Origin of the sequence: Flavobacterium sp. (assembly GCF_031423415.1) — a bacterium.
Taxonomy (GTDB): Bacteria; Bacteroidota; Bacteroidia; order Flavobacteriales; family Flavobacteriaceae; genus Flavobacterium.
On the sequence record NZ_JANPFL010000017.1, the window covers coordinates 1 to 25,617 of the forward strand.

The 25,617-nt window shown below is 35.1% G+C and carries 22 protein-coding genes; 16 read left to right on the forward strand and 6 right to left on the reverse strand.

Going from position 1 to position 25,617, the window contains the following annotated elements:
- Nucleotides 1–192: 192 nt before the first annotated feature.
- Entirely contained in the window at nt 193–1,125 is a 933-nt protein-coding gene (locus tag RMO83_RS02050; protein WP_310558007.1) for a peptidylprolyl isomerase, read from the reverse strand.
- A gap of 142 nt (nt 1,126–1,267) precedes the next feature.
- Entirely contained in the window at nt 1,268–1,804 is a 537-nt protein-coding gene (locus RMO83_RS02055) for a lipocalin family protein (RefSeq protein WP_310558008.1), read from the reverse strand.
- Between the two features lie 368 nt (nt 1,805–2,172).
- Here RMO83_RS02055 and trmD point away from each other — a divergent pair, with 368 nt between their 5' ends.
- From trmD to RMO83_RS02085, 6 genes are all read left to right on the forward strand, one after another.
- Nucleotides 2,173–2,856, forward strand: a complete 684-nt coding sequence (gene trmD, locus RMO83_RS02060) for a tRNA (guanosine(37)-N1)-methyltransferase TrmD (RefSeq protein ID WP_310558009.1) — start codon at nt 2,173–2,175, stop codon at nt 2,854–2,856.
- 113 nt (nt 2,857–2,969) lie between these two features.
- Nucleotides 2,970–3,320 (forward strand): 50S ribosomal protein L19, encoded by a 351-nt coding sequence (gene rplS / locus RMO83_RS02065; protein ID WP_143390012.1) that lies wholly within the window; start codon nt 2,970–2,972, stop codon nt 3,318–3,320.
- Between the two features lie 286 nt (nt 3,321–3,606).
- Nucleotides 3,607–5,829, forward strand: a complete 2,223-nt coding sequence (locus tag RMO83_RS02070; protein ID WP_310558010.1) for an NADP-dependent isocitrate dehydrogenase — start codon at nt 3,607–3,609, stop codon at nt 5,827–5,829.
- A gap of 398 nt (nt 5,830–6,227) precedes the next feature.
- Nucleotides 6,228–8,633: a TonB-dependent receptor gene (locus tag RMO83_RS02075; protein WP_310558011.1), complete on the forward strand. Its 2,406-nt coding sequence runs from the start codon at nt 6,228–6,230 to the stop codon at nt 8,631–8,633.
- A gap of 99 nt (nt 8,634–8,732) precedes the next feature.
- Nucleotides 8,733–9,566, forward strand: coding sequence for a DUF4249 family protein (locus tag RMO83_RS02080; RefSeq protein WP_310558012.1), 834 nt, complete (start codon nt 8,733–8,735; stop codon nt 9,564–9,566).
- A 131-nt stretch (nt 9,567–9,697) separates the two neighbouring features.
- Nucleotides 9,698–10,360, forward strand: a complete 663-nt coding sequence (locus tag RMO83_RS02085) for a thiamine diphosphokinase (protein ID WP_310558013.1) — start codon at nt 9,698–9,700, stop codon at nt 10,358–10,360.
- 5 nt (nt 10,361–10,365) lie between these two features.
- On the opposite strand, the gene RMO83_RS02090 is transcribed toward RMO83_RS02085, so the two are convergent.
- Nucleotides 10,366–11,133: an alpha/beta hydrolase gene (locus tag RMO83_RS02090; RefSeq protein ID WP_310558014.1), complete on the reverse strand. Its 768-nt coding sequence runs from the start codon at nt 11,131–11,133 to the stop codon at nt 10,366–10,368.
- 67 nt (nt 11,134–11,200) lie between these two features.
- Between RMO83_RS02090 and rlmF the strand changes: the two genes are divergently transcribed.
- The 3 genes from rlmF to RMO83_RS02105 all read left to right on the forward strand — a co-directional run bounded on the left by rlmF (nt 11,201) and on the right by RMO83_RS02105 (nt 13,409).
- Nucleotides 11,201–12,265, forward strand: a complete 1,065-nt coding sequence (gene rlmF, locus RMO83_RS02095; protein ID WP_310558015.1) for a 23S rRNA (adenine(1618)-N(6))-methyltransferase RlmF — start codon at nt 11,201–11,203, stop codon at nt 12,263–12,265.
- 109 nt (nt 12,266–12,374) lie between these two features.
- On the forward strand, nt 12,375–12,674 hold the full coding sequence (locus tag RMO83_RS02100) for a hypothetical protein (protein ID WP_310558016.1): 300 nt from the start codon (nt 12,375–12,377) through the stop codon (nt 12,672–12,674).
- Between the two features lie 48 nt (nt 12,675–12,722).
- On the forward strand, nt 12,723–13,409 hold the full coding sequence (locus RMO83_RS02105) for a DUF2490 domain-containing protein (protein WP_310558017.1): 687 nt from the start codon (nt 12,723–12,725) through the stop codon (nt 13,407–13,409).
- Between the two features lie 66 nt (nt 13,410–13,475).
- On the opposite strand, the gene RMO83_RS02110 is transcribed toward RMO83_RS02105, so the two are convergent.
- On the reverse strand, nt 13,476–13,877 hold the full coding sequence (locus tag RMO83_RS02110; RefSeq protein WP_310558027.1) for a TerB family tellurite resistance protein: 402 nt from the start codon (nt 13,875–13,877) through the stop codon (nt 13,476–13,478).
- A 57-nt stretch (nt 13,878–13,934) separates the two neighbouring features.
- Here RMO83_RS02110 and RMO83_RS02115 point away from each other — a divergent pair, with 57 nt between their 5' ends.
- From RMO83_RS02115 to RMO83_RS02130, 4 genes are all read left to right on the forward strand, one after another.
- Nucleotides 13,935–14,741 carry an alpha/beta hydrolase-fold protein gene (locus RMO83_RS02115; protein WP_310558018.1) on the forward strand — a complete coding sequence of 269 codons (807 nt, stop codon included), beginning with the start codon at nt 13,935–13,937 and terminating at the stop codon, nt 14,739–14,741.
- A gap of 101 nt (nt 14,742–14,842) precedes the next feature.
- Complete coding sequence (locus RMO83_RS02120; RefSeq protein ID WP_310558019.1) at nt 14,843–15,295, forward strand: DUF1456 family protein; 453 nt, start codon at nt 14,843–14,845, stop codon at nt 15,293–15,295.
- Nucleotides 15,296–15,311: 16 nt separating this feature from the next.
- Complete coding sequence (locus RMO83_RS02125) at nt 15,312–15,770, forward strand: DUF1569 domain-containing protein (RefSeq protein WP_310558020.1); 459 nt, start codon at nt 15,312–15,314, stop codon at nt 15,768–15,770.
- A complete protein-coding gene (locus tag RMO83_RS02130; RefSeq protein ID WP_310558021.1) occupies nt 15,767–16,198 on the forward strand; it encodes a GNAT family N-acetyltransferase in 432 nt (143 codons plus the stop codon). The genes RMO83_RS02125 and RMO83_RS02130 overlap by 4 nt, the downstream gene beginning before the upstream one ends.
- Before the next feature lie 92 nt (nt 16,199–16,290).
- On the opposite strand, the gene sucC is transcribed toward RMO83_RS02130, so the two are convergent.
- The gene (sucC, locus tag RMO83_RS02135) at nt 16,291–17,484 is read right to left on the reverse strand and encodes an ADP-forming succinate--CoA ligase subunit beta (protein ID WP_310558022.1); all 1,194 of its coding nucleotides are present in this window, start codon (nt 17,482–17,484) and stop codon (nt 16,291–16,293) included.
- 323 nt (nt 17,485–17,807) lie between these two features.
- Here sucC and gltB point away from each other — a divergent pair, with 323 nt between their 5' ends.
- Both gltB and RMO83_RS02145 read left to right on the forward strand, forming a co-directional pair.
- Nucleotides 17,808–22,319, forward strand: coding sequence for a glutamate synthase large subunit (gltB, locus tag RMO83_RS02140; protein ID WP_310558023.1), 4,512 nt, complete (start codon nt 17,808–17,810; stop codon nt 22,317–22,319).
- Nucleotides 22,320–22,323: 4 nt separating this feature from the next.
- Complete coding sequence (locus RMO83_RS02145) at nt 22,324–23,784, forward strand: glutamate synthase subunit beta (RefSeq protein ID WP_310558024.1); 1,461 nt, start codon at nt 22,324–22,326, stop codon at nt 23,782–23,784.
- Between the two features lie 93 nt (nt 23,785–23,877).
- On the opposite strand, the gene RMO83_RS02150 is transcribed toward RMO83_RS02145, so the two are convergent.
- Complete coding sequence (locus RMO83_RS02150; protein ID WP_310558025.1) at nt 23,878–24,771, reverse strand: Fic family protein; 894 nt, start codon at nt 24,769–24,771, stop codon at nt 23,878–23,880.
- A 250-nt stretch (nt 24,772–25,021) separates the two neighbouring features.
- On the opposite strand from RMO83_RS02150, the gene RMO83_RS02155 reads away from it, so the two are divergent.
- Nucleotides 25,022–25,617: WYL domain-containing protein (locus RMO83_RS02155; RefSeq protein WP_310558026.1), on the forward strand; the 596-nt coding region annotated here is incomplete at its 3' end.

Here is a 25,617-nt window from a genome sequence, read left to right on the forward strand (position 1 = left end):
TTATTTTGCCTAACATATTGCCACTTTTTTATACCGAAATATACACTTTTTGGCGATTTAAAAGTACTGTTTTCAACTGAATTTAATCACAAGTTATTAACAATCAAATTGTTAATTCATTTTTAAGGAATGACTAATTATATATAAATTCGATTATTCACTATTACAAATTGCGACTGAACACAAAAACTTTTACTTTACGGCCATTAATTCAACGTCAAATATCAAAGTAGCGTTTGGCGGAATCACTCCTCCTGCTCCACTTGGGCCATAACCTAAATCCGATGGAATGACAAAGCGCGCTTTATCTCCCACTTTCAACAAAGCAATTCCTTCGTCCCAACCTTCAATGACTTGCCCTATACCTAACTTGAATTCGATTGGTTTTTTTCTTGGGTAAGAAGAGTCAAACACTTTTCCGTTTTCTAAAGAACCTTCGTAATGAACCGAAACTGTTTTTCCAGCTTCTGCTTGCTTACCTTCTCCTTTTTGAATGAATTGGTAGCGCAAACCGCTTTCTGTTTTTTCGAATCCAGCAGCTAATTTTTCCATTTTTGCTTCTGATTCTGCTTTCAAAGCTTCCAATTTTTTCAAACGAGCGCCTTTCAAACCAACATAAGCTTCAATAGCATTCCAGTTCTTCGCTTCCTCGCCCACTCTAATAATTTCAAGAGTTTCTAATTTGTCGCCTTGTGCAATAGCATCTACCACATCTTGACCTTCGATTACATTTCCAAAAACGGTGTGTTTATCGTCTAACCAAGGTGTGGCAACGTGTGTGATGAAAAATTGAGAACCGTTTGAGCCTGGTCCTGAATTTGCCATAGACAAAACGCCCGGTGTATCGTGACGCAAATCTTGGTGAAACTCATCATCAAATTTATAACCTGGATCTCCTGTTCCTGTTCCAAGAGGGCATCCACCTTGAATCATAAAATTAGGAATGACTCTGTGAAAATTTAAACCGTCATAGAATTTTTGTCCCTGAGGTTTAATTTTGTTTTCCATATTTCCTTCAGCAAGAGCTACGAAATTTCCAACAGTTCCTGGCGTTAAATCGTGTGTTAATTTTATTAAAATCGAACCTTTTGGGGTGTTGAATTTAGCGTATATTCCGTTTTCCATTTTTTATTGTTTTTTATTGAGGTGCAAATTTACGAATTAAATAAAGAATTTGAAAATTCTCTCGAAATGGATTTAAGAAATGAATGTAACTTTCAAATTATGCTCAGATAATCAAAAAATAACCTTTTTTATTTTTTAACCACTAATCATGCTTTACCCAAATCAGTGCTGAAGTATCAAAACCCAAATCTTTTGCTATTTTCAAATAGTCTTGTTTAATGTTGTCAGGCATAGTTTTATCACGGGATAACAACCACATATATTTGAGATTTTTACCCACAACTAAAGCATATTTATAATCCGAATCCAGTGCCAATATATTGTATCCTGAATAAAAAGGTCCAAAAAAGGAAACCTTTAACTTTCCCTCAGTACTATCACCTACGAACTTTGCTTTCCCCGTTGAGGCTACATTTTTATTCTTTATATAATTGTACCCTTTATTTACTACTTTAATACTGCCATCATCGTTTAATGAATATTCGGCGGCGGTGTTGCTTAAATTTTTTTCAAAAACAAAATCCAGTCTTGCTATTTCAAACCACTTGCCTAAATATTTTTCTTTATCAAAACCTTGAACGGCTTTTGCCCTTTTTGGAATAGCACTACACGAATGCAACGTAAACATAGTGGCTGTGAGGAGTGCTGCACTTCCCAAAGCTAAAATTTTCTTTTTCATAATCATTTGTATTGAATACCAAAGTTCACCATTATAAAACGGTAAATCAATACAATTTTGAATACTTTATGATTTCCTTTTTGGCAGAAAAGATAAATTGAAGTTTATCAATAGTCTAAGTTTTATAATGACTACAATGTGCGAAGGTAATTTCTTAAAAGTTCCTTCTACCACAATTCCCTAGCCCAGACCGCAATGAAAATCCTTGCGAGCTACAACTGGATTTTTTTCTTGCCCTAAAAGAACGACCAACGGAAGTTCCTTTTGGGGCGTAGTAAAAACCAGTTATAAAACGCAAGATTGTAATGAAGTGCTGGGAATAGCTTCTGAAAAAAAACTTTGTACCTTTGCCTCCTAAAAAAAATAGTATGCGTATTGATATTATTACCGTTTTACCTGAATTATTGCGAAGTCCGTTTGAGGCTTCGATGATGAAACGCGCCATCGATAAAGGAATTGTAGAAGTTCATTTTCATAATCTAAGAGATTACACGACCAACAAACAGAAAAGCGTGGATGATTATCCGTATGGTGGCGGTGCCGGAATGGTAATGAATATTCAACCTATTGACGATTGCATCGCGCATTTGAGAAGCGAAAGAACCTACGACGAGATCATTTATATGTCGCCCGATGGCGAAACGCTGAACCAAAAAATGGCCAACACTATGTCGATGTACGAGAATATTATTATTCTTTGTGGTCACTATAAAGGAGTAGATCAACGTGTTCGTGACCATTTTATTACTAAGGAAATCTCTATCGGAGATTATGTTTTAAGTGGCGGAGAATTAGGCGCATTGGTTTTGTGCGATTCGCTGATAAGATTAATTCCTGGAGTTTTAAGCGATGAAACCTCGGCTTTGACAGATAGTTTTCAGGATAATTTACTGTCGGGACCAATATATACAAGACCTGCAGATTACAAAGGCTGGAAAGTTCCTGAAGTATTAACTAGCGGAAATTTTGCCAAAATCGATAAATGGCGAGAAGATATGGCGTATGAACATACTAAAAATAGACGACCGGATTTGCTCGAAGAAAATAATTGATAATTCATAATTGATAATTCATAATTATTTTTTAATTTTGCACCCTCATTAGACCAACCTCTGGCGAAAACCGTGAATGTTGCTCTTTTTAAAACCATAAATAAAAAAATAAAATGGCAGATTTATTGAAATTCGTTCAAGACGAATTTGTAACAAGAAAAGATTTCCCTGTATTCGGAGCTGGAGATACAATCACAGTTTTTTACGAAATTAAAGAGGGCGAAAAAACAAGAACACAGTTTTTTAAAGGTGTTGTTATTCAAAGAAGAGGTTCTGGAAATACAGAAACTTTCACAATTCGCAAAATGTCAGGTGCAATTGGAGTAGAGCGTATCTTCCCGGTTAACTTGCCTGCTTTGCAAAAAATTGAAATCAACAAAAAAGGTGCTGTTCGTAGAGCTAGAATTTATTACTTTAGAGAACTTACTGGTAAAAAAGCTAAGATTAGAGATAAAAGAAGATAATCGAGAATCAATTTATTATAAAACTCCCATTCGCCGAGGCAAATGGGAGTTTTTTTAGGTAAAAATACCCTTATTGTTATAAAAAAAGATTGCCCTTATTTTGATGTCAGATCTTGGATTCTCATTTCGATAAAAAATGAAGTCAATTTCCAAAAATTCGTTGTAAACAAATTAAATAATCATAATTTGATAATTATTTAAACTAAATCAGGGTGTTTTCCCATTTACGAAAACGTTTTTCTTACATTTGTAATACAAAATAAAAATTAAAAAAAATTTTATTAAAATGTCAACTAAATCTAAAATTTTTTACACGCTTACAGACGAAGCACCTTTACTAGCCACGTATTCTTTTTTACCAATTGTTCAAGCATTTACAGCAACTTCTGATATTGAAATTGAAACAAGAGATATTTCTCTTGCAGGAAGAATTTTGTGCAATTTTCCAGAGTTTTTGAAAGAAGACCAAAAAGTGGGAGACGCTTTATCAGAATTAGGTCAATTAGCCAATACTCCGGAAGCCAACATCATAAAATTACCCAATGTTTCGGCATCGGTGCCGCAATTAAAAACGGCGATTGCGGAATTACAATCTCACGGTTACGCAGTTCCTAATTTTCCTGCTGAACCATCGAACGAGGATGAAGTAGCAATTAAAGCCAAATATTCTAAAGTTTTAGGATCGGCTGTAAATCCTGTTTTGCGTGAAGGAAACTCTGATCGTAGAGCACCCAAAGCCATTAAAAATTATGCCAAAGCCAATCCACATTCTATGGGAGCTTGGTCATCTGAATCAAAAACAAAAGTGGCATCAATGGAAACTGGCGATTTTTACGGAAGTGAAAAATCAGTTACCATCACAGAAGCTACAGTTGTAAAAATAGAATTTGTTTCGAAAGACGGTGCAACAACCGTTTTGAAAGCAAGCACTCCATTGAAAGTTGGAGAAATCATTGACAGTTCGGTAATGAACTTAAACGCTTTGAAAAGTTTTGTTGCCAAAACCATCAAAGAAGCTAAAGAACAGAACTTATTGCTTTCAGTGCATTTGAAAGCCACGATGATGAAAGTTTCCGATCCGATTATTTTTGGAGCTATTGTTGAGGTTTATTTCGCAGCAGTTTTCGAAAAATATGCTGCATTGTTTGATGAATTAAATGTTGACACAAAAAACGGTTTAGGCGATGTATATGCAAAAATTGCTGGCAATTCAAAAGAAATTGAAGTAAAAGAAGCCATAGACCAAGCCATCGAAAACGGTCCAGCAATAGCCATGGTTAATTCAGAAAAAGGAATTACCAATCTTCAAGTACCATCTGATATAATTGTAGATGCTTCAATGCCTGCAATGATTCGTACTTCAGGACAAATGTACAATAAAGACGGAAAACAACAAGATACAATGGCTATCATTCCAGATAGATGTTATTCCGGAATTTATACGGCTACCATTGATTTTTGCAAAAAACACGGTGCATTCGACCCAACAACAATGGGAAGTGTTCCCAATGTAGGTTTGATGGCGCAAAAAGCAGAAGAATATGGTTCTCACGATAAAACTTTCCAAATGATTGCTGATGGCGTTGTTCGTGTCGTTGATACGAATGGAAATGTTTTGATGGAGCAAGCTGTTGAGGCTAAAGATATTTTTAGAATGTGTCAAGTCAAAGATGCTCCGATTCAAGATTGGGTAAAACTAGCCGTGAATAGAGCACGTTTATCCAATACTCCAGCCGTATTTTGGTTGGATGAAAATAGAGCTCACGATAGAGCACTAATTGAAAAGGTGACCCAATATTTAAAAGATTTTGACACTACAGGTTTAGACATTCGAATTTTAAATCCAATTGAAGCAACAAATTTTACCTTAGAAAGAATTGTAAAAGGATTAGATACAATCTCGGTTTCAGGTAACGTATTACGCGATTATTTAACCGATTTATTCCCCATACTTGAAGTGGGAACTTCAGCCAAAATGCTTTCAATCGTTCCGTTAATGAATGGTGGTGGATTGTTTGAAACTGGTGCCGGTGGATCTGCTCCGAAACATGTACAGCAATTTATAGACGAAGGCTATTTGCGTTGGGATTCACTTGGTGAATTTTTAGCATTAGGAGCTTCATTAGAGTATATAGGACAAACTTTAAACAATTCGAAAGCTCTTGTTCTCGCCGAAACTCTTGATGTAGCTACTGAGAAATTCTTGGCCAACGATAAATCTCCTGCTCGTAAAGTGGGAAAAATTGACAACCGAGGTTCTCATTTTTACTTAGCTATGTATTGGGCAGAAGCTTTGGCAGTACAAGACAAAAATGCCGAATTAAAAGCGATCTTTACTCCTATTGCTAAAGAGTTTAGTGAAAATGAAGCTAAAATTAATACCGAATTGATTGGTGCACAAGGAAAGCCGCAAAACATTGGTGGTCATTACCAACCCAATCCAGAATTAACACGCAAAGCGATGAGACCAAGCGAAACGTTCAATTCTATATTGGCAAAAATCGGTTAATAAGACATTATTTATCGACTATATTTTAAAAGACAACTCGAAACGGTTGTCTTTTTTTATCTATTTGAAATCCATAAACCTTCTATAATCCGATTGTGTTTTATATTACATTGCGACTCAAATTCCATAATTGCAAACTCTTTAGCACCAAATTTGTCAAGCATAACATAAGCAACTGCCTCAATCTATGCTTCTGGATTTAATTTCCAGAATTTTAGAATTTAGAATGAAAGAAAATTTGAAAACGAAATTTAATTAAACTGTTCGAATTGGAGTGACCTTTAAAAACACTTCTAAGTTTGTTTACGAAAATTTAACATTTGTTTACGAAACTTTAACGCTCGTTGAATTACAAACGGTACGTAACTTACCGAAATTTGCACTTCAAAATTCAACCTATGATTTCAAAGAAAATTGTCACGCTTGCACTCTTTTTTTTAACTACAATATCTGTTTTAGCTCAAGAAAAATTCACTCTTTCAGGAACCATTTCCAATGAAAATAGTAATGAAACCTTAATCGGTGTAAATGTTTCGGTAACAGGTCTGAAGATAGGAATTGCAACTAACGAATACGGTTTTTACTCTTTAACTTTACCCACAGGAGATTACGAAATTGTAATCAGTTATGTAGGTTTTGCCACTATAACAGAAAAAATTTCGTTGACCCAAAACACTAAAAAAAATTATTTGCTTAGCGAATCGGGGCAGGAATTAAAAGAAGTAATTATCACTTCAGAAAAAACAACCGCCAACATCCGAAAACCCGAAATGAGTGTCAACAAATTATCCATTTCGACCATCAAAAAAATGCCAGTGGTTTTGGGTGAAGTAGATGTTATCAAATCTATTTTGTTTCTTCCAGGTGTTACTAATGCTGGTGAAGGGCAATCCGGATTTAACGTTCGTGGTGGCGGTGCAGACCAAAATTTAATTCTTTTGGATGAGGCAGTAATTTTCAATTCTTCGCATGTTTTTGGTTTCTTCTCAGTCTTTAATCCAGATGCAATAAAAGATTTAAAACTATATAAAGGTGGGATTCCTTCTAAATTTGGAGGTCGCGCTTCTTCGGTATTAGACATTTATCAAAAAGAAGGAAATAGTAAAGAATTTCATATGAATGGAGGAATTGGCTTAATCTCAAGTAGAATTCTTGCCGAAGGACCACTAGTAAAAGATAAAGGTTCATTCTTAATTGCCGGCCGAGCATCCTATGCCCATTTGTTTCTGAAGCTATCTTCAAATGAGAACTCCGCTTATTTTTATGATTTGAACACTAAATTAAACTATAAATTAAATCCAAATAACAATCTTTTTCTTTCTGGATATTTTGGTCGTGATGTGTTTTCGTTAAACCAAACTTTTGCCAATACTTATGGCAATGCCACATTAAATTTGAGATGGAATCACCTTTTTAGTGACAAATTATTCTCTAATTTATCCCTTATTTATAGCGATTACTACTACGGCTTAACTCTCGATTTTATTGGATTCAATTGGGATTCTGGTATCAAAAATTATAATCTGAAATACGATTTCAAGCATTATTTATCCAAAAACATCAAGCTATATTACGGATACAACGCTATTTATTATGATTTTAATCCTGGAACAATAGCACCTATCAACAGCAGTTCGAGTATTAATTTCAAACAATTAGACAAAAAATATGCTTTTGAAAACGCCCTTTATTTTGAAGCAGAACAAAGGTTATCCGATAAATTAGCTATCAACTATGGACTTCGTTACAGTATGTTTAGTCGATTGGGGAATTCTTCAGTGAATTTATACACAGATAACCAACCAGTTTTTTACGACGCCGACCTAAAAATATACGAAAAAGCGACGCCTATCGGGACAACTTTTTATAAAAAAAATAAAAGCATTATCAGTTTTGACAATTTAGAACCGCGTTTTTCGGCAGCTTATGAATTGAATGAAAATCAATCCATCAAAGCTAGTTATAACCGTATGGCACAGTATCTTCAACTAATTTCCAATACAGCGTCACCTACTCCACTCGATGTCTGGACACCAAGCGACAATTACATCAAACCACAAATTGCTGATCAGGTCGCCATTGGTTATTTCAATAATTTTGCAGAAGATGCTTATACATTAGAACTAGAAAGTTTTTACAAAACCATCAAAAACAGAATAGATTACATAGACGGTGCCGATTTAGTTGCAAACGAAGCGCTAGAACAAGTTATACTAAATGGTGATATGCGTTCGTACGGTTTAGAAATTTTACTTCGAAAAAACGCAGGAAAATTTAATGGTTGGATTGCTTATACTTTGTCCAAATCTCAGCAAAGAACTCCCGGAAGAACCGCAGACGAAATCGGAATTAATAATGGCGAGTGGTATCGATCAGCCTTTGATAAATTGCATAACCTTGCCATCACAGCGAATTATAACTTGAGCGACAAATGGAATTTTGGTGGCAATTTCGTAGTACAAACTGGACTACCCGTAACTTTTCCGAATGGGCAATACTCCTATCAAGGAATTACCGTTCCCAGCTACGGAGGACGAAATGCAAGTAGCCTTCCAGCATACCATCACTTAGATATTTCAGCCACTTATATACCAACCCGAGGCAAAGCCGAACTGGCCGCAGGCAAACCGGATAAAAGAAAAGGCTGGCAAAGCGAGTGGGTTTTTAGTATTTACAATATATACAACCGCCAAAATGCAGCTTCAATCAATTTTAGACAAAATTTAGAAACAGGAACAAACGAAGCTGTTAGATTATCTATTTTCGGAGCAGTACCTTCTGTTTCTTATAATTTTAAATTTTAATGCAATGAAATGCGCATAGCAAAAATAAGATGCAAAAATCGTTAAAGATATATGCGAATTACATATTCCTCTAAATTAAAATATTATATATATATATATATGAAAAATATAAAATTAATCACAGCTCTCCTTATGGGATCGTTTTCTATCATAAGTTGCGAAGATGTAGTCGATATCAAATTAGACACTGCCGCCCCAAAATTGGTTATAGACGCTGCTATCAAGTGGCAAAAAGAGACTGATGGAAGTAATCAAAAAATAAAACTAACCACCACAACCGATTATTATTCAGCAACGATACCAGCAGCCACTGGAGCAACTGTTACGGTAACCAATACCTCATTGAGCACACCATTAACTTTTCAATTCATTGAAAATGCACAAACAGGAGAATACATTTGCAATAATTTCAAGCCAATTGTCAACAATAATTACACGCTGAACATTGTCTATAGAGGGCAATCTTACGCTGCTACATCTATATTGACGTCTACACCTGAAATTGTAAAAAAAGAGCAAATTTTGAAACCAGGTTTTGGCGGAGCAGATTTCTATGAAGTAAAATTCTATTTTCAAGACAAGGCAACTGAGAATAATTTTTATCTAGTCAGTGCCAAAAACAGTACATTAGTAATTCCAGAATATGGCGTACTTGATGACAAATTTACACAAGGAAACCTCATGTTTGCCGTTTACCAAGCCGAACTCAAAAAAGGTGATATCATAGATTATACCGTGCAAGGAATCCCTGAAAAATACGGAAATTATATGAGCAAATTGATCAGTATTGCAGGGTCAACAAGCGGCGCACCTTTTGCCACAGCACCAGCAACTTTGCGCGGCAACATCATTAATACTAACAATGTCAAAAATTTCCCCTTTGGCTATTTCCACCTTTCCGAAATAGATTCTGGTAGTCATACCATTGAATAGTTAATGATTGCAGATTTCAGATTTTAGAGTTTAGATTTTTCATACATTTACAAAAATCTAAACTCTATTTTCTTTATTTTAATTTTCAACTTTCTGAATTCTAAAATCTGAATTCTAAAATCAAAAATCAAATGTCTTCACACCACATCGTTCGCGATGACCAAGAACCCGCTCTAATCATTGCCAACGGTGCTTCCTGTAACCCCGAGTTATTAGGACAATTACTCGAATGGTCACCATTAGTTATCGTGTTAGACTCTGCAATGGAAAGAGTTTTAGATTTAGGAATAAAAGTCGATGTTTTACTAGGTGATTTCGACCGAGGTTTCGACCCTGACTATTACAAAGAAAAACAATATCCGCTTGAAATTGTTTACACACCTGATCAAAACAAAACTGATTTAGAGAAAGCATTCGATTATCTTATTGAACGAAAGATACCAGCTGTCAACGTGGTTTGGGCAACAGGAAAACGTGCCGATCACACCATAACTAATATCACCAACATAACACGATATAGAAATACACTAAAAATCGTAGTACTCGACGACCATTCAAAAGTATTTTTATTACCCAAAAAATATGAGAAGTGGTATCCAAAAAATACAACTATTTCTTTAATTCCTATTGGTCACGTCACCGGAATTCATTCCAAGAATTTATATTATCCCTTAAAAAATGACAATCTAACGATTGGTTACCGAACCGGAAGCAGCAATCACGTTGCAGAAGATGGATTAGTTATTTTAGAACATCTCGAAGGCGATTTGTTGTTAATGGAATGTTGGGATTAAAACAATTATAATTTCAAGTCTAGCAAAACATTTCTAATCTCTTCATAATGCTCCCACGGGATAAAATGATTCGCATTTTCTATAGGTATAGCATGAATAGATTTTGCATTAATAAATTCTTTTTGCATAAAAGCCATATTTGAATATGGAACAAGTGGGTCTTTAGTTCCGTGAATAATAGTAATGTCAGAAATTATATTTTTTAATGTAGGTTTCATGTCAATTAAATCGCTCTTGAGCCACCAAAGCTCATCATTCGCAGGTCGCAAAGCACCGGGAATTAAATACCGAATTGGTTTTTTCATAATAAAACATCTCCAGATTTCTGGTTTTTCGGCTTTTGGATCAATAGCGCCAGCAAGAACAACAAGATGGCGATAGCGTTTTGGTTCTAAAGTTGCCATTTTTACAACAACCGGACCGCCCATAGAATGACCTATTAAGACAATTGGTTTTTGATTGTCAATAGTTTTGAGAAATCTTGAAATATGAGCTGCTTGAACTTGTAAATCTTCGGCTGAACCAAAATCACTATAACCAAAACCCGGTCTATCAATAGCAATCAACCTGTATTTTTTAAGCAGTAAACTGTCTTTCAAATAATCTTTATAGGCATCCCAACTTCCCGGTGAACCATGTACAAAAAATAACGTAGGTTTTTGTTTATTTCCAGTTTGAATATAATGAATTTTAAAGCCGTCAAAAGTAAAAGTCTGGTCTGAATAAGTAGTTTTTGCAGTGTCGAAAAAAACTTTAGTTTCAGATGTGCTCATTCGCATTGTCATACACGCCTGACACATGATGAAATATAAAAGTATTAAACTATAAAAAATGTATTTAATGTTAAACTTAAATCTCAAAAGTTTTGTTCTCATCGATACTTCCCATTTTAGAACCATAAAAGTAACCAATTTTAATAACTATATTTGCATCGAAATAAAGAAAAAGAAATTGAAACCGATCATCGAAAAAACGAATTTACATCCTAGAAATCAGCACCGATTGGGATATAATTTTGAGCAATTAACTTCCGTTAGCCCAGAACTTCAGCAATTTGTTGCTGCAAATAAATTCAGTCCTGAAACTTCACAAGAAACTATAGATTTTAGTAATCCCGAGGCTGTAAAAGCGCTAAATAAAGCCCTACTAATTGCCAACTATGACATCAAAAACTGGAATATTCCCGAAAATTATCTTTGTCCGCCCATCCCAGGTCGAGTGGATTATATTCATTATATCGCTGATTTGTTGGCTTCCAACAATAACGGCATAATTCCCGAAGGCGAAAACGTGCAAGTGTTAGACATTGGAAGTGGAGCCAATTGCATTTATCCAATTTTGGGAAATTCCGTTTATGGTTGGTCATTCGTTGGAACAGAAATTGACGAAAACGCCATTCAAAATTGCAAAAAAATCATTGAGGACAACCCCAAATTGATGGACTATATCAGTTTGCAACTGCAAACTGAATCCCGCTTTATTTTCAAAAATATCATCACGCCTGAAGATCGATTTTCACTTACTATTTGCAATCCACCGTTTCATAATTCTCAAGACGAAGCGACAAAATCATCAATTCGCAAAGTCAACAACCTCGAAAATAATAGGACAACGAAACCAGTTCTTAATTTTGGTGGACAAAACGCCGAATTATGGTGCGAAGGTGGCGAACTGGGTTTCATTACTCAAATGATTTTTGAAAGTGCTAAATACCCGATGCAATGCCTTTGGTTTACGACTTTAGTTTCCAAAAAAGAAAATCTTTCTAGCTTATACAAAACCCTGAACAAAGTAAATGTGGTCGAGGTAAAAACCATCGATATGGCGCAAGGGCAAAAAACCAGCCGAGTCTTGGTTTGGACTTTTCAAACCGAAGCACAACAGAAGAACTGGAAGTTTGAGTAGAATTTTTCATATTTTATAATAAAAAATTCTACATTAGAATAAAACTACCTAATAATAAATAAGAGTTAACGATAATGAAAAAGGTTAGGTAAAAGCAATTATAACTAAAATGAAAATAAATTTTCGTCACCTAATAGATATCTTAGCAAAAGAATTTCTTTACTACTTAGGAATTTTATTTTTTATAGGAGGATCATTAATGCTTTGCGGTAGCATTTTAAATGAGTCATTAATTACTGGATATTTTTTTTTATCTATATTAATATTACCCCCAACAATTTTTAATTTTTACATGTGGAAAAAGAAGACAAATTTATTGGAACCAGAACTTGCAAAAAATTATATTATAGTACAAATCCTCATTACAAGTATATTTGCCTGTTTTTTACTTACAGAAGTAATTAGTTAAGGACAAGTACTACAAACTTCTAATTCTCTGATGAAAAAAAAGTGATTTATGAAATTATACCTTTTAACCATTGCATTGATTTCTCTGAATTTTTCTTTTGCTCAATATTCTGACTTGGGAAGTTGGAACATCTTAAATTTGAAATACAAATTTGATAAAAAATGGAGTGTTTTCGGTGAAACGCAATTGCGTTCATTAGGCTTTTATGATGATTTTCACTATTACGAATATAAAGCGGCCGTAAATTATAAGTTTCAACCTTCTGTTTTGTTGACTATTGGGGCAGGAAGCTACCAAACTTTTCAAGATGGCGGCGACTTTGTTACGCCAAAAAAAAATAACGAATTTAGAGTTTGGCCTCAAATTACAAACAATCAATCCATTGGAAAAATAATTTTTGAGCAGCGACTTCGAACAGAATTAAGATTCACCAGCGATGAATATCGTAATCGATTTAGATATAGATTGGGACTTTCCTATCCTTTTGGTAAAAAGAATAAAAATTTTAAACCTTTTCAAATAGCGATTAGCGATGAACTTTTTTTTACGAATAAAGAGCCTTATTTCGAAAGAAATAGAACCTTAGTAACTTTCAATTTCAAGCCAACAAAAGCAACTACTTTACAACTAGGTTACGTACATCAATTTGATTATAAAATCAATGATGAAACTGGACGTGATTTCCTTCTAATAGGCTACTTTGTGGAGCTTTTTGCAAAAGATTTTAAAAAATAATAATTGTTTTTGAGGCAAAAATGGAATGTAAATTGTATTGCAAAAACGTGGCTTTTACATTCAAGCCTAATTATGCTGCTCTTTAAAAATTTTCAATAAAACATCCGCTTCAATTATTGGGCTTTGTGTCTTTTTCATCATTTTGAGAATGCGGGTGGTAACTATTGGATTCAGTCCCATATCAATTCCTATTTGCAGAATGGTAACTTCTTCTTTAGGGTGCAAAACTCCATCGGAATGCATTAATAAAGCCAAACGATAAAACTGATGAAATCGATCAAATTCCGATTTGATAACAATAGGAGGCAATTCCTGATGAAACAAATCATTAAAAGCGGCTTTGTCAATCTTTAATTCATCGGCAACGATAGACAGAAAGGCATATTCTTTTTTATGCAAACTACCGTCAATGGTGGCAAAAGCTATCATTTCTAAAAGTAAACTGATTTTTTCGTCGTACGTGTGCATCAAATTTGTTATTTTTAGCTAAAATATTGTTTTATATCCAAAACTCAAAACGCAGCAATGATGCAACGATTAATACTACTTATTCTTCTTTTTGTAGCAATAGGAAAAATTATTGCGCAGCAAAATAAGGCTTCAAAACAGGTTTCCTCTTTTAGCATCAAAGCGCCACAATTAAATACTACCAAGAAAATTTGGATCTATTTGCCAAAGAATTATGATTCTTCTAAGAGGAAATATCCCGTGATTTATATGCACGATGGGCAAAATCTTTTTGACGCTAAAACTTCTTTTGTAGGCGAATGGAATATAGACGAAAAACTGGACAGTCTCAACGCTCAAGTAATTATCGTTGGGATTGAACACGGAAACGAAAAACGAATGAACGAGTTAACTCCTTACAAAAACGCAAAATATGGCGGTGGAGATGCTGATAATTATCTCGATTTTATTGTAAAAACCCTCAAGCCAGAAATTGACAAAAAATACAGAACAAAAACGAACGCCCGAAACACAGGGATTATGGGAAGCTCGCTTGGCGGATTGGTTTCTTATTATGCGATTTTGAAATATCCAGAAGTTTTTGGAAAAGCGGGAATTTTTTCACCCGCATTTTGGTTTAACCGAAAGGAAATTATCGAATTGACAAATACAATTCCAAAACTTAAAACCAAAATTTATTTTCTCTGTGGCGATAATGAAGGCGATGCCGATATGGTCAATGACCTTGACAAAATAGAGAGTTTAGTTTCTGAAAAACGATGTGAATGTTTGAAATTGACCAAAAAGAAGATTGTAAAAGGGGGCCAACATAACGAAAAATTATGGCGAGATGGATTTACAAATGTTTATCTTTGGCTTTTTTAACTTTTAATGGTTTATGGTTCGTAGTTTATAGTTCCATAACCACAAACAATACCCGAGCGTCAGCGAACTGGCGAAGCAAACCCTAAATAACAAAGTGACTTATGACAAATAACGATATATTCAAAAAACTGCGTGTCGCCTTAATGCTTCGCGATGACCAAATAGTAGAAATACTAGAACTAGTAGATTTTAGAATTTCAAAAACAGAACTGAGTGCTTTTTTTCGTGCAGAAAATCACGAAAACTATGTGGAATGTGGTGACCAAGTCTTGCGTAATTTTTTAAATGGATTGGTCATTCACTTGCGTGGAACCAAAGAAAATCCAAAGAATCCAACAGCCGTATTGGCAAAACACAAAGCTGAAATCCCTGCCAAAGAAGGAGTTTCAGAACGAAAGGAATTCAAATCAAAACCAAAAGACGAAGGCAGCGCAAGAGGAGACCAAAGTCCTTCTAAAACAAAGCCTGCAGCAAAAAAGAAACCCTTCAAAAAACCTGCTCCAAAAGTGCAAGTGGTAGAAAAAGTAAAATTCAATTTCGGAAAAAATAAATAAAAAAATTATACCAATAATGAGATCTCTAGCAGCACTACTTAAAGAGTTAGAAAACAAAATAGCGCATTTTGATGTGTCCAATGAAAAAATTTCTAAGAGTAGCGTAGCTTGGCATTTAGATCATAATTTAAAAGTAATTATAGCAATATCAGAAGCATTAAAAAAATCAAACCCTAAAGAATACCAATGGAAATTTAATTTTAAAAGACAATTAGTTTACACTTTAGGCTTTATCCCGAGAGGAAAAGGAAAGGCTCCAAAATCAGTTCAATCGATTGATGAAATCACAAAAGAGGCTATAGTACAACAACTTAAGGAAGCTACAATTGCCTTAAAAGAAATGCAACATCTTGATGTAAACAGTCATTTTCAACATCCCTATTTTGGAAGTTTAAATGTAAATCCGACAGTAACATTTTTAAAAATTCACACGAAACATCATTTAAAAATAATTGAAGATATTCTAAAAAAATGATTGTACGAGAAGCCAAAAGCACCGACATCGAACAAATTCAAATCGTTCGCAATTCAGTTACAGAAAATATGCTATCCAATCCGAATTTAGTTACTGATACCGATTGCTATCAATTTCTCTTCGAAAGAGGAAAAGGTTGGGTTTGTGAAATAAACAACCAAATTGTTGGTTTTTCCATTGTCGATTTAAAAGAAAATAACATTTGGGCTTTGTTTTTAGATCCAAATCACGAAAAAAAAGGTATTGGTAAACAACTTCACGATATAATGCTTGATTGGTATTTTTTACAAACACAAGAAAAAGTTTGGCTAGGAACGGCTCCCAATACAAGAGCCGAAGGTTTTTATAAAAAACAAGGCTGGACAGTAGTTGGAATGCACGGAAAAGAAACCAAATTTGAAATGACTTTTGAAGATTGGATAAACTAAAAAATCCCGAGCTTTGCTCCGCCATTTCGCTTCGCTCGGGTCACTCAGGATTTTTTTATTATTTGAAACGGACTAAAGTCCATTATAATGCATTAAGAAAGCGCTTTCTTAACTTGGTCGGCAGCCTCTTGGAACTGAACTGCTGATAAAATTGGCATTCCAGAATTATCAATTAATTCTTTTGCAATTTCAGCATTGGTTCCTTGTAAACGAACAATAATAGGCACTTTAATTGCATCTCCCATATTTTTATAGGCATCAACAACACCTTGCGCTACTCTATCGCAACGTACAATTCCGCCAAAAATATTGATTAAAATTGCTTTTACGTTTGGATCTTTTAAGATAATTCTAAACGCCAATTCCACACGTTTTGCATCAGCCGTTCCACCTACGTCCAAGAAATTAGCTGGTTCAAAACCGGCATATTTAATTAAATCCATTGTTGCCATTGCCAATCCAGCACCGTTCACCATACAACCTACAGTTCCGTCCAAATCTACGTAATTCAAACCTGCTTCCTTAGCTTCTACCTCGATCTGGTTTTCTTCACGAACATCGCGCATTTCAGCTAATTTTGGATGACGAAATAAAGCATTATCGTCTAAATTTACTTTGGCATCAACAGCAATAATTTTGTTGTCAGAAGTTTTCAAAACTGGATTGATTTCAAACATTGAAGCATCAGAACCAATATATGCCTTGTATAAAGCATCAACAAACTGCACCATTTCTTTAAAAGCATTTCCAGATAGACCTAAATTAAATGCAATTCTTCTGGCTTGAAAACCTTGAAGTCCTACAGATGGATCAATTTCTTCGGTGAAAATTAAATGAGGAGTGTGTTCTGCCACTTCTTCAATATCCATTCCACCTTCGGTAGAATACATAATCATATTTCGACCTCTACTTCTATTTAAAACAACCGACATATAAAACTCAGATGTTTCACTTTCACCTGGATAATAAACATCTTCAGCAATCAAAACTTTATGCACTCTTTTACCTTCAGCAGAAGTTTGCGGTGTAATTAATTGCATCCCGATAATTTGTCCTGCAATTTCCTCTACTTGTTGAAGATTTTTGGCAAGTTTAACTCCACCACCTTTTCCTCGTCCACCTGCATGAACTTGGGCTTTTATTACGTGCCATCCAGTTCCGGTTTCGGCAGTCAATTGTTTAGCAGCAGCAACAGCTTCTATAGGATTGTTAGCTACATAACCACGTTGTACTTTTACGCCATAGCTGGCTAAAATTTCTTTTCCTTGGTATTCGTGTATGTCCATTATGTTTAGTTTTTTTACTTTGATAAAGAGTTACAAACATAGCAAAAATCAACCGAATACAAAACCTTTTTTATTCCAATAAAAATAAGCAATAATTATTGATAGAAAATTTTTAATAAAACAGCAAAAATGATGGCAATCTTTCTTTAAAATCGAATTTAATATTAAAATAAAATTGTCATTTCGTTAATTTGAGTGTTTTTGAATGCTCAATTGCTATTTATTGAGCATTTTTTTAACATTATAGCAAAAATAAGTTAAACCCAAATTTAAAAATCAATGTCATTAATGAAATTTATATTTTTGTACAAAAAATAACTAGCATGAAAATTAAAGAACAAGGTCTTTATTTGCCAGAATTTGAACATGAAAACTGTGGGGCTGGATTCATCTGCAATCTTAAAGGCGAGAAAACAAATCAAATCATTCATGACGCATTAGAAATCCTTGTAAAACTAGAACATCGTGGTGGTGTGAGTTCTGACGGGAAAACCGGCGACGGTGCAGGTCTATTAATTGATATACCACACGAATATTTCACTAGAGTTTGTAATTTCAAACTTCCAAATGCACGCGAATACGCAGTAGGTATGGTCTTTTTGCCAAAAGCCGAAAATCAATACGTTTTTTGCAAAAAAATATTTGAAGATGAAATCAAAAACCAAGGATTAACCATTTTAGGATGGAGAGAAGTTCCTGTTGATTCCTCTCAATTAGGTGAAATTGCTTTGGCTTCTGAGCCAAAAATTGATCAAATATTCGTTGGTAAAAGTGAAGCAATAGACGATGCAACTTTCAAAGCAAAATTATATGCAGCACGTAAAATTACTGAACATACAATCATAAATTCGAAGATATCTGAGAGTTCTTATTTTTATATTCCAAGTTTTTCTACAACAACCTTAATATACAAGGGTATTATTATGCCCGAAGATATTGGTCCATATTATACGGATTTACAACAAACCGATTTAGTAACTCGTTTGGCCTTAGTTCACCAACGTTTTTCTACGAACACTATGCCTTCTTGGGAATTGGCACAACCGTTTAGATACATCTGTCAAAATGGGGAAATCAATACTTTGCGTGGCAACGTTAGCAGAATGCGTGTTCGTGAAGAAATTATGAAAAGTGACGTTTTTGGCCCACAAATAGACAAACTATTCCCAATCATTATTCCAGGAAAATCAGATTCTGCTTCCATGGATATGGTTGTCGAATTGTTGATGCACACCGGAAGATCATTACCAGAAGTAATGATGATGATGATTCCGGAAGCTTGGGAAAAACACCAAACAATGTCGCCAGAGCGCAAAGCATTTTACGAATACAATGCTTGCATTATGGAACCTTGGGATGGTCCAGCTTCGGTTCCGTTTTCAGATGGAGATTATGTTGGAGCCTTATTAGATCGTAATGGTTTGCGACCTTCAAGATACACCGTTACCAAAAGCGGGAAATTGATTATGGCATCAGAAATTGGTGTTGTAGATATCGCTCCAGAAGATGTAGAAAGCCACGGAAGATTAGAACCAGGAAAAATGTTCTTGGTAGATATGAACGAAGGACGAATCATTAATGATGAAGAAATAAAAAGTAAAATTGTTTCTGAAAGACCGTATCAAGAATGGTTAAACCAATACAGATTACACTTAAAGGATGTACCTAGTTCATCAGAAGTTTGTTCTATTGAAACTATCGATTTAGCTACAAGAGAACGCTTGTTTAATTACACTTTAGAAGATATTCAAGACGTAATTACGCCGATGGCTCAATCTGGAAAAGAAACGCTAGGTTCTATGGGTACTGATACGCCGCTAGCTGTTTTGTCAGACAGACCCCAATTAATTGCCAATTACTTTAAACAATTATTTGCCCAAGTTACTAATCCGCCTTTGGATGGAATTCGTGAGGAAATTGTAACCGATATTAGCCTAGCTTTAGGTCAAGACCGCAACATTTTTGATATTTCTAGCAAACAATGTAGAAAATTAAGAATTCAAAATCCAGTTATCTCTAACAAGGATTTAGAAAAAATTAGAGCGATTTCAATCGATCATTTCCACGCTGAAACTTTTTCAATTCTATACCCAAAGTCAAAAGGATTGAATGGTTTAGAAGATGCTTTAGAAGCCTTAATCGTTCAAGTTACAAAAGCAGTAGAAAGAGGTACCAATATTATCATTTTATCGGACAGAGGCGTGAATAAGGATTTAGCTCCAATTCCATCGTTATTAGCGTGTTCTTATGTTAATCATCAAATGAACCGTTTGCGCAAGCGTTCTTATTTTGATATTATAATCGAATCTGCTGAACCACGTGAACCGCATCATTTTGCTACGTTGTTCGGATATGGTGCAAGTGCAATCAATCCATATATGGTAAATGAAATCATCCGTGTTCAAGTGCGCGAAGGATTTATTACTGGTATTGATGAAGAAAAAGCCGTTCACAATTTTAATAAAGCCATCGGAAATGGAATTGTGAAAATTATGAATAAAATTGGAATCTCTACTTTACACTCGTATAGAGGTTCTCAAATTTTCGAAATCGTTGGTTTCAATTCTAAATTCGTTCAAAAATACTTCCCATACACGACATCAAGAATACAAGGTATTGGATTGTATGAAATTGAGAAAGAAATTAGTGAAAGATACAAGTATGCTTATCCAGATCATTTAATATCAAATCGATTAGGATTAAATATTGGAGGAGAATACAGATGGAGACGTAATGGGGAGCGACATATGTTCAATCCTACTACTATTTCCAAACTGCAGCAAGCGGTTAGATTGAGTGATCAATCGAGCTACAATGAATATGCAAAAGCAGTAAACGATCAAGCTCAACATTTGATGACCATTCGCGGTTTATTTGAATTCGACAATCTCAATCCAATTCCGCTCAATGAAGTAGAGCCGTGGACTGAAATCGTAAAACGATTTAAAACTGGAGCTATGTCTCTTGGTTCAATTTCGAGAGAAGCGCACGAAAACTTGGCAATTGCTATGAACCGTATTGGTGGAAAATCGAATTCAGGAGAAGGCGGGGAAGACAGAAAACGTTTTCAACCTGATATGAATGGTGACAGCCGAAATTCAGCAATAAAGCAAGTTGCATCTGGAAGATTCGGTGTTACTTCGCATTACTTGACTAGTGCAAAAGAAATTCAAATTAAAATGGCTCAAGGTGCAAAACCAGGAGAAGGGGGACAATTACCTGGCGAAAAAGTAGATCCTTATATTGCTGCCACACGTAACTCAACACCTTATGTTGGATTGATTTCGCCACCGCCGCACCATGATATCTATTCAATCGAAGATCTAGCACAATTAATTTTCGACCTTAAAAATGCCAACAGAGAAGCTCGTATCAACGTGAAATTAGTTTCAGAAGTTGGTGTTGGAACCATTGCTGCTGGAGTTGCTAAAGCAAAAGCTGATGTGGTATTAATTGCAGGTTATGATGGTGGAACTGGAGCATCTCCATTAACATCATTGAAACACGCCGGTTTACCTTGGGAACTTGGATTGGCTGAAGCCCAACAAACACTAGTATTAAACAACCTAAGAAGCAGAATTGTTGTAGAATGCGACGGACAATTAAAAACAGGTCGTGATGTGGCTATTGCGGCTTTATTAGGTGCCGAAGAATTTGGTTTTGCTACTGCTCCACTTGTAGCTTCGGGCTGTATAATGATGCGTAAATGTCATTTAAATACTTGCCCTGTTGGTATTGCAACCCAAGACAAAGAGTTGCGTAAAAACTTCAAAGGAACTCCAGAACACGTAATTAACTTCTTCTTCTATGTTGCCGAAGAGTTAAGAGGTATTATGGCTCAGTTAGGTTTTAAAACTTTAGCCGAAATGGTGGGACAAACGCATAAAATTAATACCAATAAAGTGATAACGCATTATAAAGCGAAAGGGTTAGATTTATCAGCTATCTTACATACTCCAGACGGATATGGCGAAAGAATTATTAGAAATACCGAAAAACAAGATCATAATTTAGAAAATGTTCTTGATTTCCAAATCTTGAAAGATTCGCATCGCGCCATGTACAGAAAAGAAAAAATGACTTTGAATTACCCTATCAATAACACCAATCGTTCAGTTGGCGCTATTGTAAGTAATGAAATTTCAAAAATATACGGATATCTTGGCTTACCAGAAGACACGTTAAAGATCAATTTCACCGGTTCTGCTGGTCAAAGTTTAGGTGCTTTTAGTGCTCACGGATTAACGTTTACAGTAGAAGGAAATACCAATGACTATTTGGGGAAAGGACTTTCTGGAGCTAAATTAATCATCAAGAAACCTGCAAGTGCTACTTTTGTTGCAGAAAACAATATCATTGTAGGTAACGTTTGTTTATTTGGCGCGATCGAAGGACAAGCCTATATAAACGGAATCGCTGGTGAACGTTTTGCCGTTCGTAATTCTGGTGCAACAGCAGTTGTAGAAGGCGTAGGAGATCACGGTTGTGAGTATATGACAGGTGGTAAAATAGTTGTTCTTGGTAAAACTGGAAGGAACTTTGCTGCTGGGATGAGCGGTGGAATAGCATACGTTTATGATCCTGAAAACCAATTTGTAAACGGTTTGTGCAACACAGAATCAATAAATTTTGAAACAATAGAAGGTGCTGATGCTGACGACTTGAAGTCACTAATATCAAAGCATGTTGATTATACAAGCAGTACTAGAGGTACTGAATTGTTAAATGATTGGACAAACAGCTTAGCAAAATTTGTAAAAGTAATGCCTACTGATTATAAGAAAGCGTTGCAACGTATAGAAAAAGAAAAAATGTTAGAAGAATTAACAGCATAATACAATGGGAAAAGTTACAGGTTTTAAAGAATTCGAAAGAGAAGATGAATCATATATTGCAGTAGAAGAGCGTGTTGCAAATTATAATGAATTTACAGTTGCCCTGAGTGAAGCAGAAATTACAAAACAAGGATCTCGTTGTATGGATTGCGGTATTCCTTTTTGTCATAGTGGATGTCCTCTAGGCAATTTGATTCCTGATTTCAATCATATGGTACACCAAGGTGAATGGCAAAAAGCCTCTTGGATACTGCATTCTACCAATAATTTTCCAGAATTTACAGGACGTTTATGTCCTGCACCTTGCGAAAAAGCATGTGTATTGGGCCTTATTGAAGATCCAATATCGATTGAGAATCTTGAAAAAAATATTGTCGAACGTGCCTTCAAAGAAGGATGGATTAAACCACAGCCACCAAAAACAAGAACTGGAAAAACAGTAGCTGTTATTGGATCCGGACCAGCAGGTTTAGCTGCTGCACAACAATTGAATAGAGCAGGACATTTAATTACCGTTTTCGAAAGAGATGATGCTATCGGAGGATTATTACGCTACGGAATTCCAAATTTCAAAATGGAAAAAGGAATTATCGATCGTCGTATCACTATTTTAGAAGCAGAAGGAATTACATTTAAAATAAATACACATGTTGGTGTAAACTACGATATCAATGACTTGAAAGCTTTTGATTCTATTGTACTTTGCGGTGGAGCAACCGATAGAAGAGGTTTGCCAACTCCAGGCGCTGATGCAGACGGCGTAGTTCAAGCGATGGATTTCCTGACACAACAAACCAAAGTAGTATTTGGACAAAAAGTAGAAAATCAAGTATTAGCAACAGGAAAAGATGTCATTGTAATTGGTGGTGGAGATACCGGTTCCGATTGCGTTGGAACTTCAAACCGTCACGGAGCAAAATCTGTCACTAACTTCGAGATTATGCCAAAACCTCCTGTAGGAAGGAGCGATTCTACACCTTGGCCTTATTGGCCTTTACAATTGAAAACTTCGACTTCACATAAAGAAGGTTGCGAAAGAAACTGGTTGATTAATACCAAGGAATTCATCAAAGATGCCAAGGGTAAATTAATCGCTCTAAAAACAGTTAACGTAGAATGGAAAATGGTTCCGGGACAACGTCCAGAATTAATTGAAGTCGCAGGTTCCGAAAAAACTTGGCCTTGCGATTTAGCTTTGTTAGCTTTAGGATTTACAGGTCCTGAAAAAACATTAAGCAGTCAATTAGGTTTAGAACTTGATTTCAGAAGCAATTATAAAGCGGAATATGGTAAATACCAAACCAATGTTCCTAATGTCTTTACAGCTGGCGATATGCGTCGTGGACAGTCTTTAATCGTTTGGGCTATTTCGGAAGGTAGAGAAGCTGCTAGACAAGTTGACTTATACTTAATGGGTTCTAGTGATTTGCCTACCAAAGAAAGTGGTGATTTGCCGGGAGTTTAAATTTTAATTACATATTTTCAGAAGCCCTTGATTAATTTCAGGGGCTTTTTTGTTTATAATTGAGAACATTCTTCAAAAGAGTTCCGTCTGTATTTATTTAAAATCTATCTCAAAATAATTCAAAATAGTTTTGTAATTGTCTTGGGCAGAAAGGCAAGTGTCCAAAAGATATTCTTGTATAGTATCCCATTGTTGTAACCCACGATAGTAGAATAATTTCAATTCATCATCAATGACAAATGGAACAATTGAATTAGCAAGACATTCCTTGAATAGTATTAATCTTCCTACACGACCATTGCCATCTTGAAAAGGATGAATAACTTCAAATTTCTGATGAAAATCAATAATATCTTCAAAATTTTTTTGTTCTTTTTTATGATAATTAAAGAGCAATTCCTTCATTTTTTCAGCAACATCTTTGGGAAGACAAGTTTCGTTGCCGCCAACTTCATTCGGGAATTTTTTGTAAATACCCACATTAAACCAATCTTTTCGACTGTCTGAGGTGCCTGATTTAAGCAAAAAGTGCAATTCTTTTATGAACGATTCGGTCAGTTTAGATTTTGCCTTTTCAATAATCAAATCATTACAACGAAAATGATTGTTGGTTTCGATAATATCATCTACATTGATACTTTCGTCAGAAATGCCTATAGTGTTAGTTTCAAAGATAAAACGGGTTTGTTCTTGAGTAAGTTTACTTCCTTCAATCCGGTTCGAGTTATAGGTTAAATCAATTTGAGTACGATGGTAAATTCCCCCTTTCAACTTCATATCTTTTTGCTCTTTGAGTTGATTGAGCAACATAAAATTGCTAAATTTTTTTTGAGTTCCTTTTTCAGGTAAACCAGTATCTTCCGGAATATTCCAAGTTTTACCCGTCAAGAAAGAGCCTTTTATTTTGCCCTTAGCACAATAGTTTCTAACTGTTCTTTCAGGAACATTCCATTTTTTGGCAAAATCACTTACTGAAATATAGTTCATACTTTTTTAATTTGCCTTTATCGGCAATAAACATCGTTTAATAATCTTCCAAATATATGTATTATTGCCGATACAGGCAATGCCGTAGAATTATTTTTTGGATTTCTGTAAAATCAGTAAAAATGAAAGTGGTGAATTATTTCAAAGGCTTTTTTGTTCAACTATTTCGCAATCTTATTGCAAATTGATTTGCTCCGCCACAAAACGGCAGACAAACCAATTATCTTTGTAAAATTAAATCTAAAACAGTATGTCAAAATTAATTTATTTTAAAAGGTATTTGTACGTGATAGATCGCTTGCGAAGCCGACCGAGTACTTTCAATGAGCTGCAAGACTACGTATTGCGAAAGCTAGAAAAAGAAGATATTGATACGAGTTTCGAGTATGCCATTCGCACTTTTGAGCGAGACAAAAAAGACATTGCCACCCTTTTTGGAATCGATATTCACTATGATCGAAAAGACAAAACCTACGCAATTGATGAGTCGGAAATAGAAGACCAATCCGTCACTCGAATAATTGAAGCTTTCTCAATACATCACGCCTTGAAAGAAGGAAATAAATTATCTCCAAGTGTGTTTTTAGAGAAGCGAAAATCATTGGGAGCCGAACATATTTATGGGATTATTCACGCCATTCAAAATAAATATATTTTGCAATTTACGCATCAAAAGCACTGGGAGGATTTTAGTACCGAGCGCAAAGTGAAACCCATTGCCATCAAAGAATCGCAACAACGCTGGTATTTGGTTGCTTTGGAATTAGGTAGCACCACCGTAAAAACTTTTGGAATGGATCGCATATCTCATTTAAAAGTTACGGATACCAAATTCAAACCCATTGC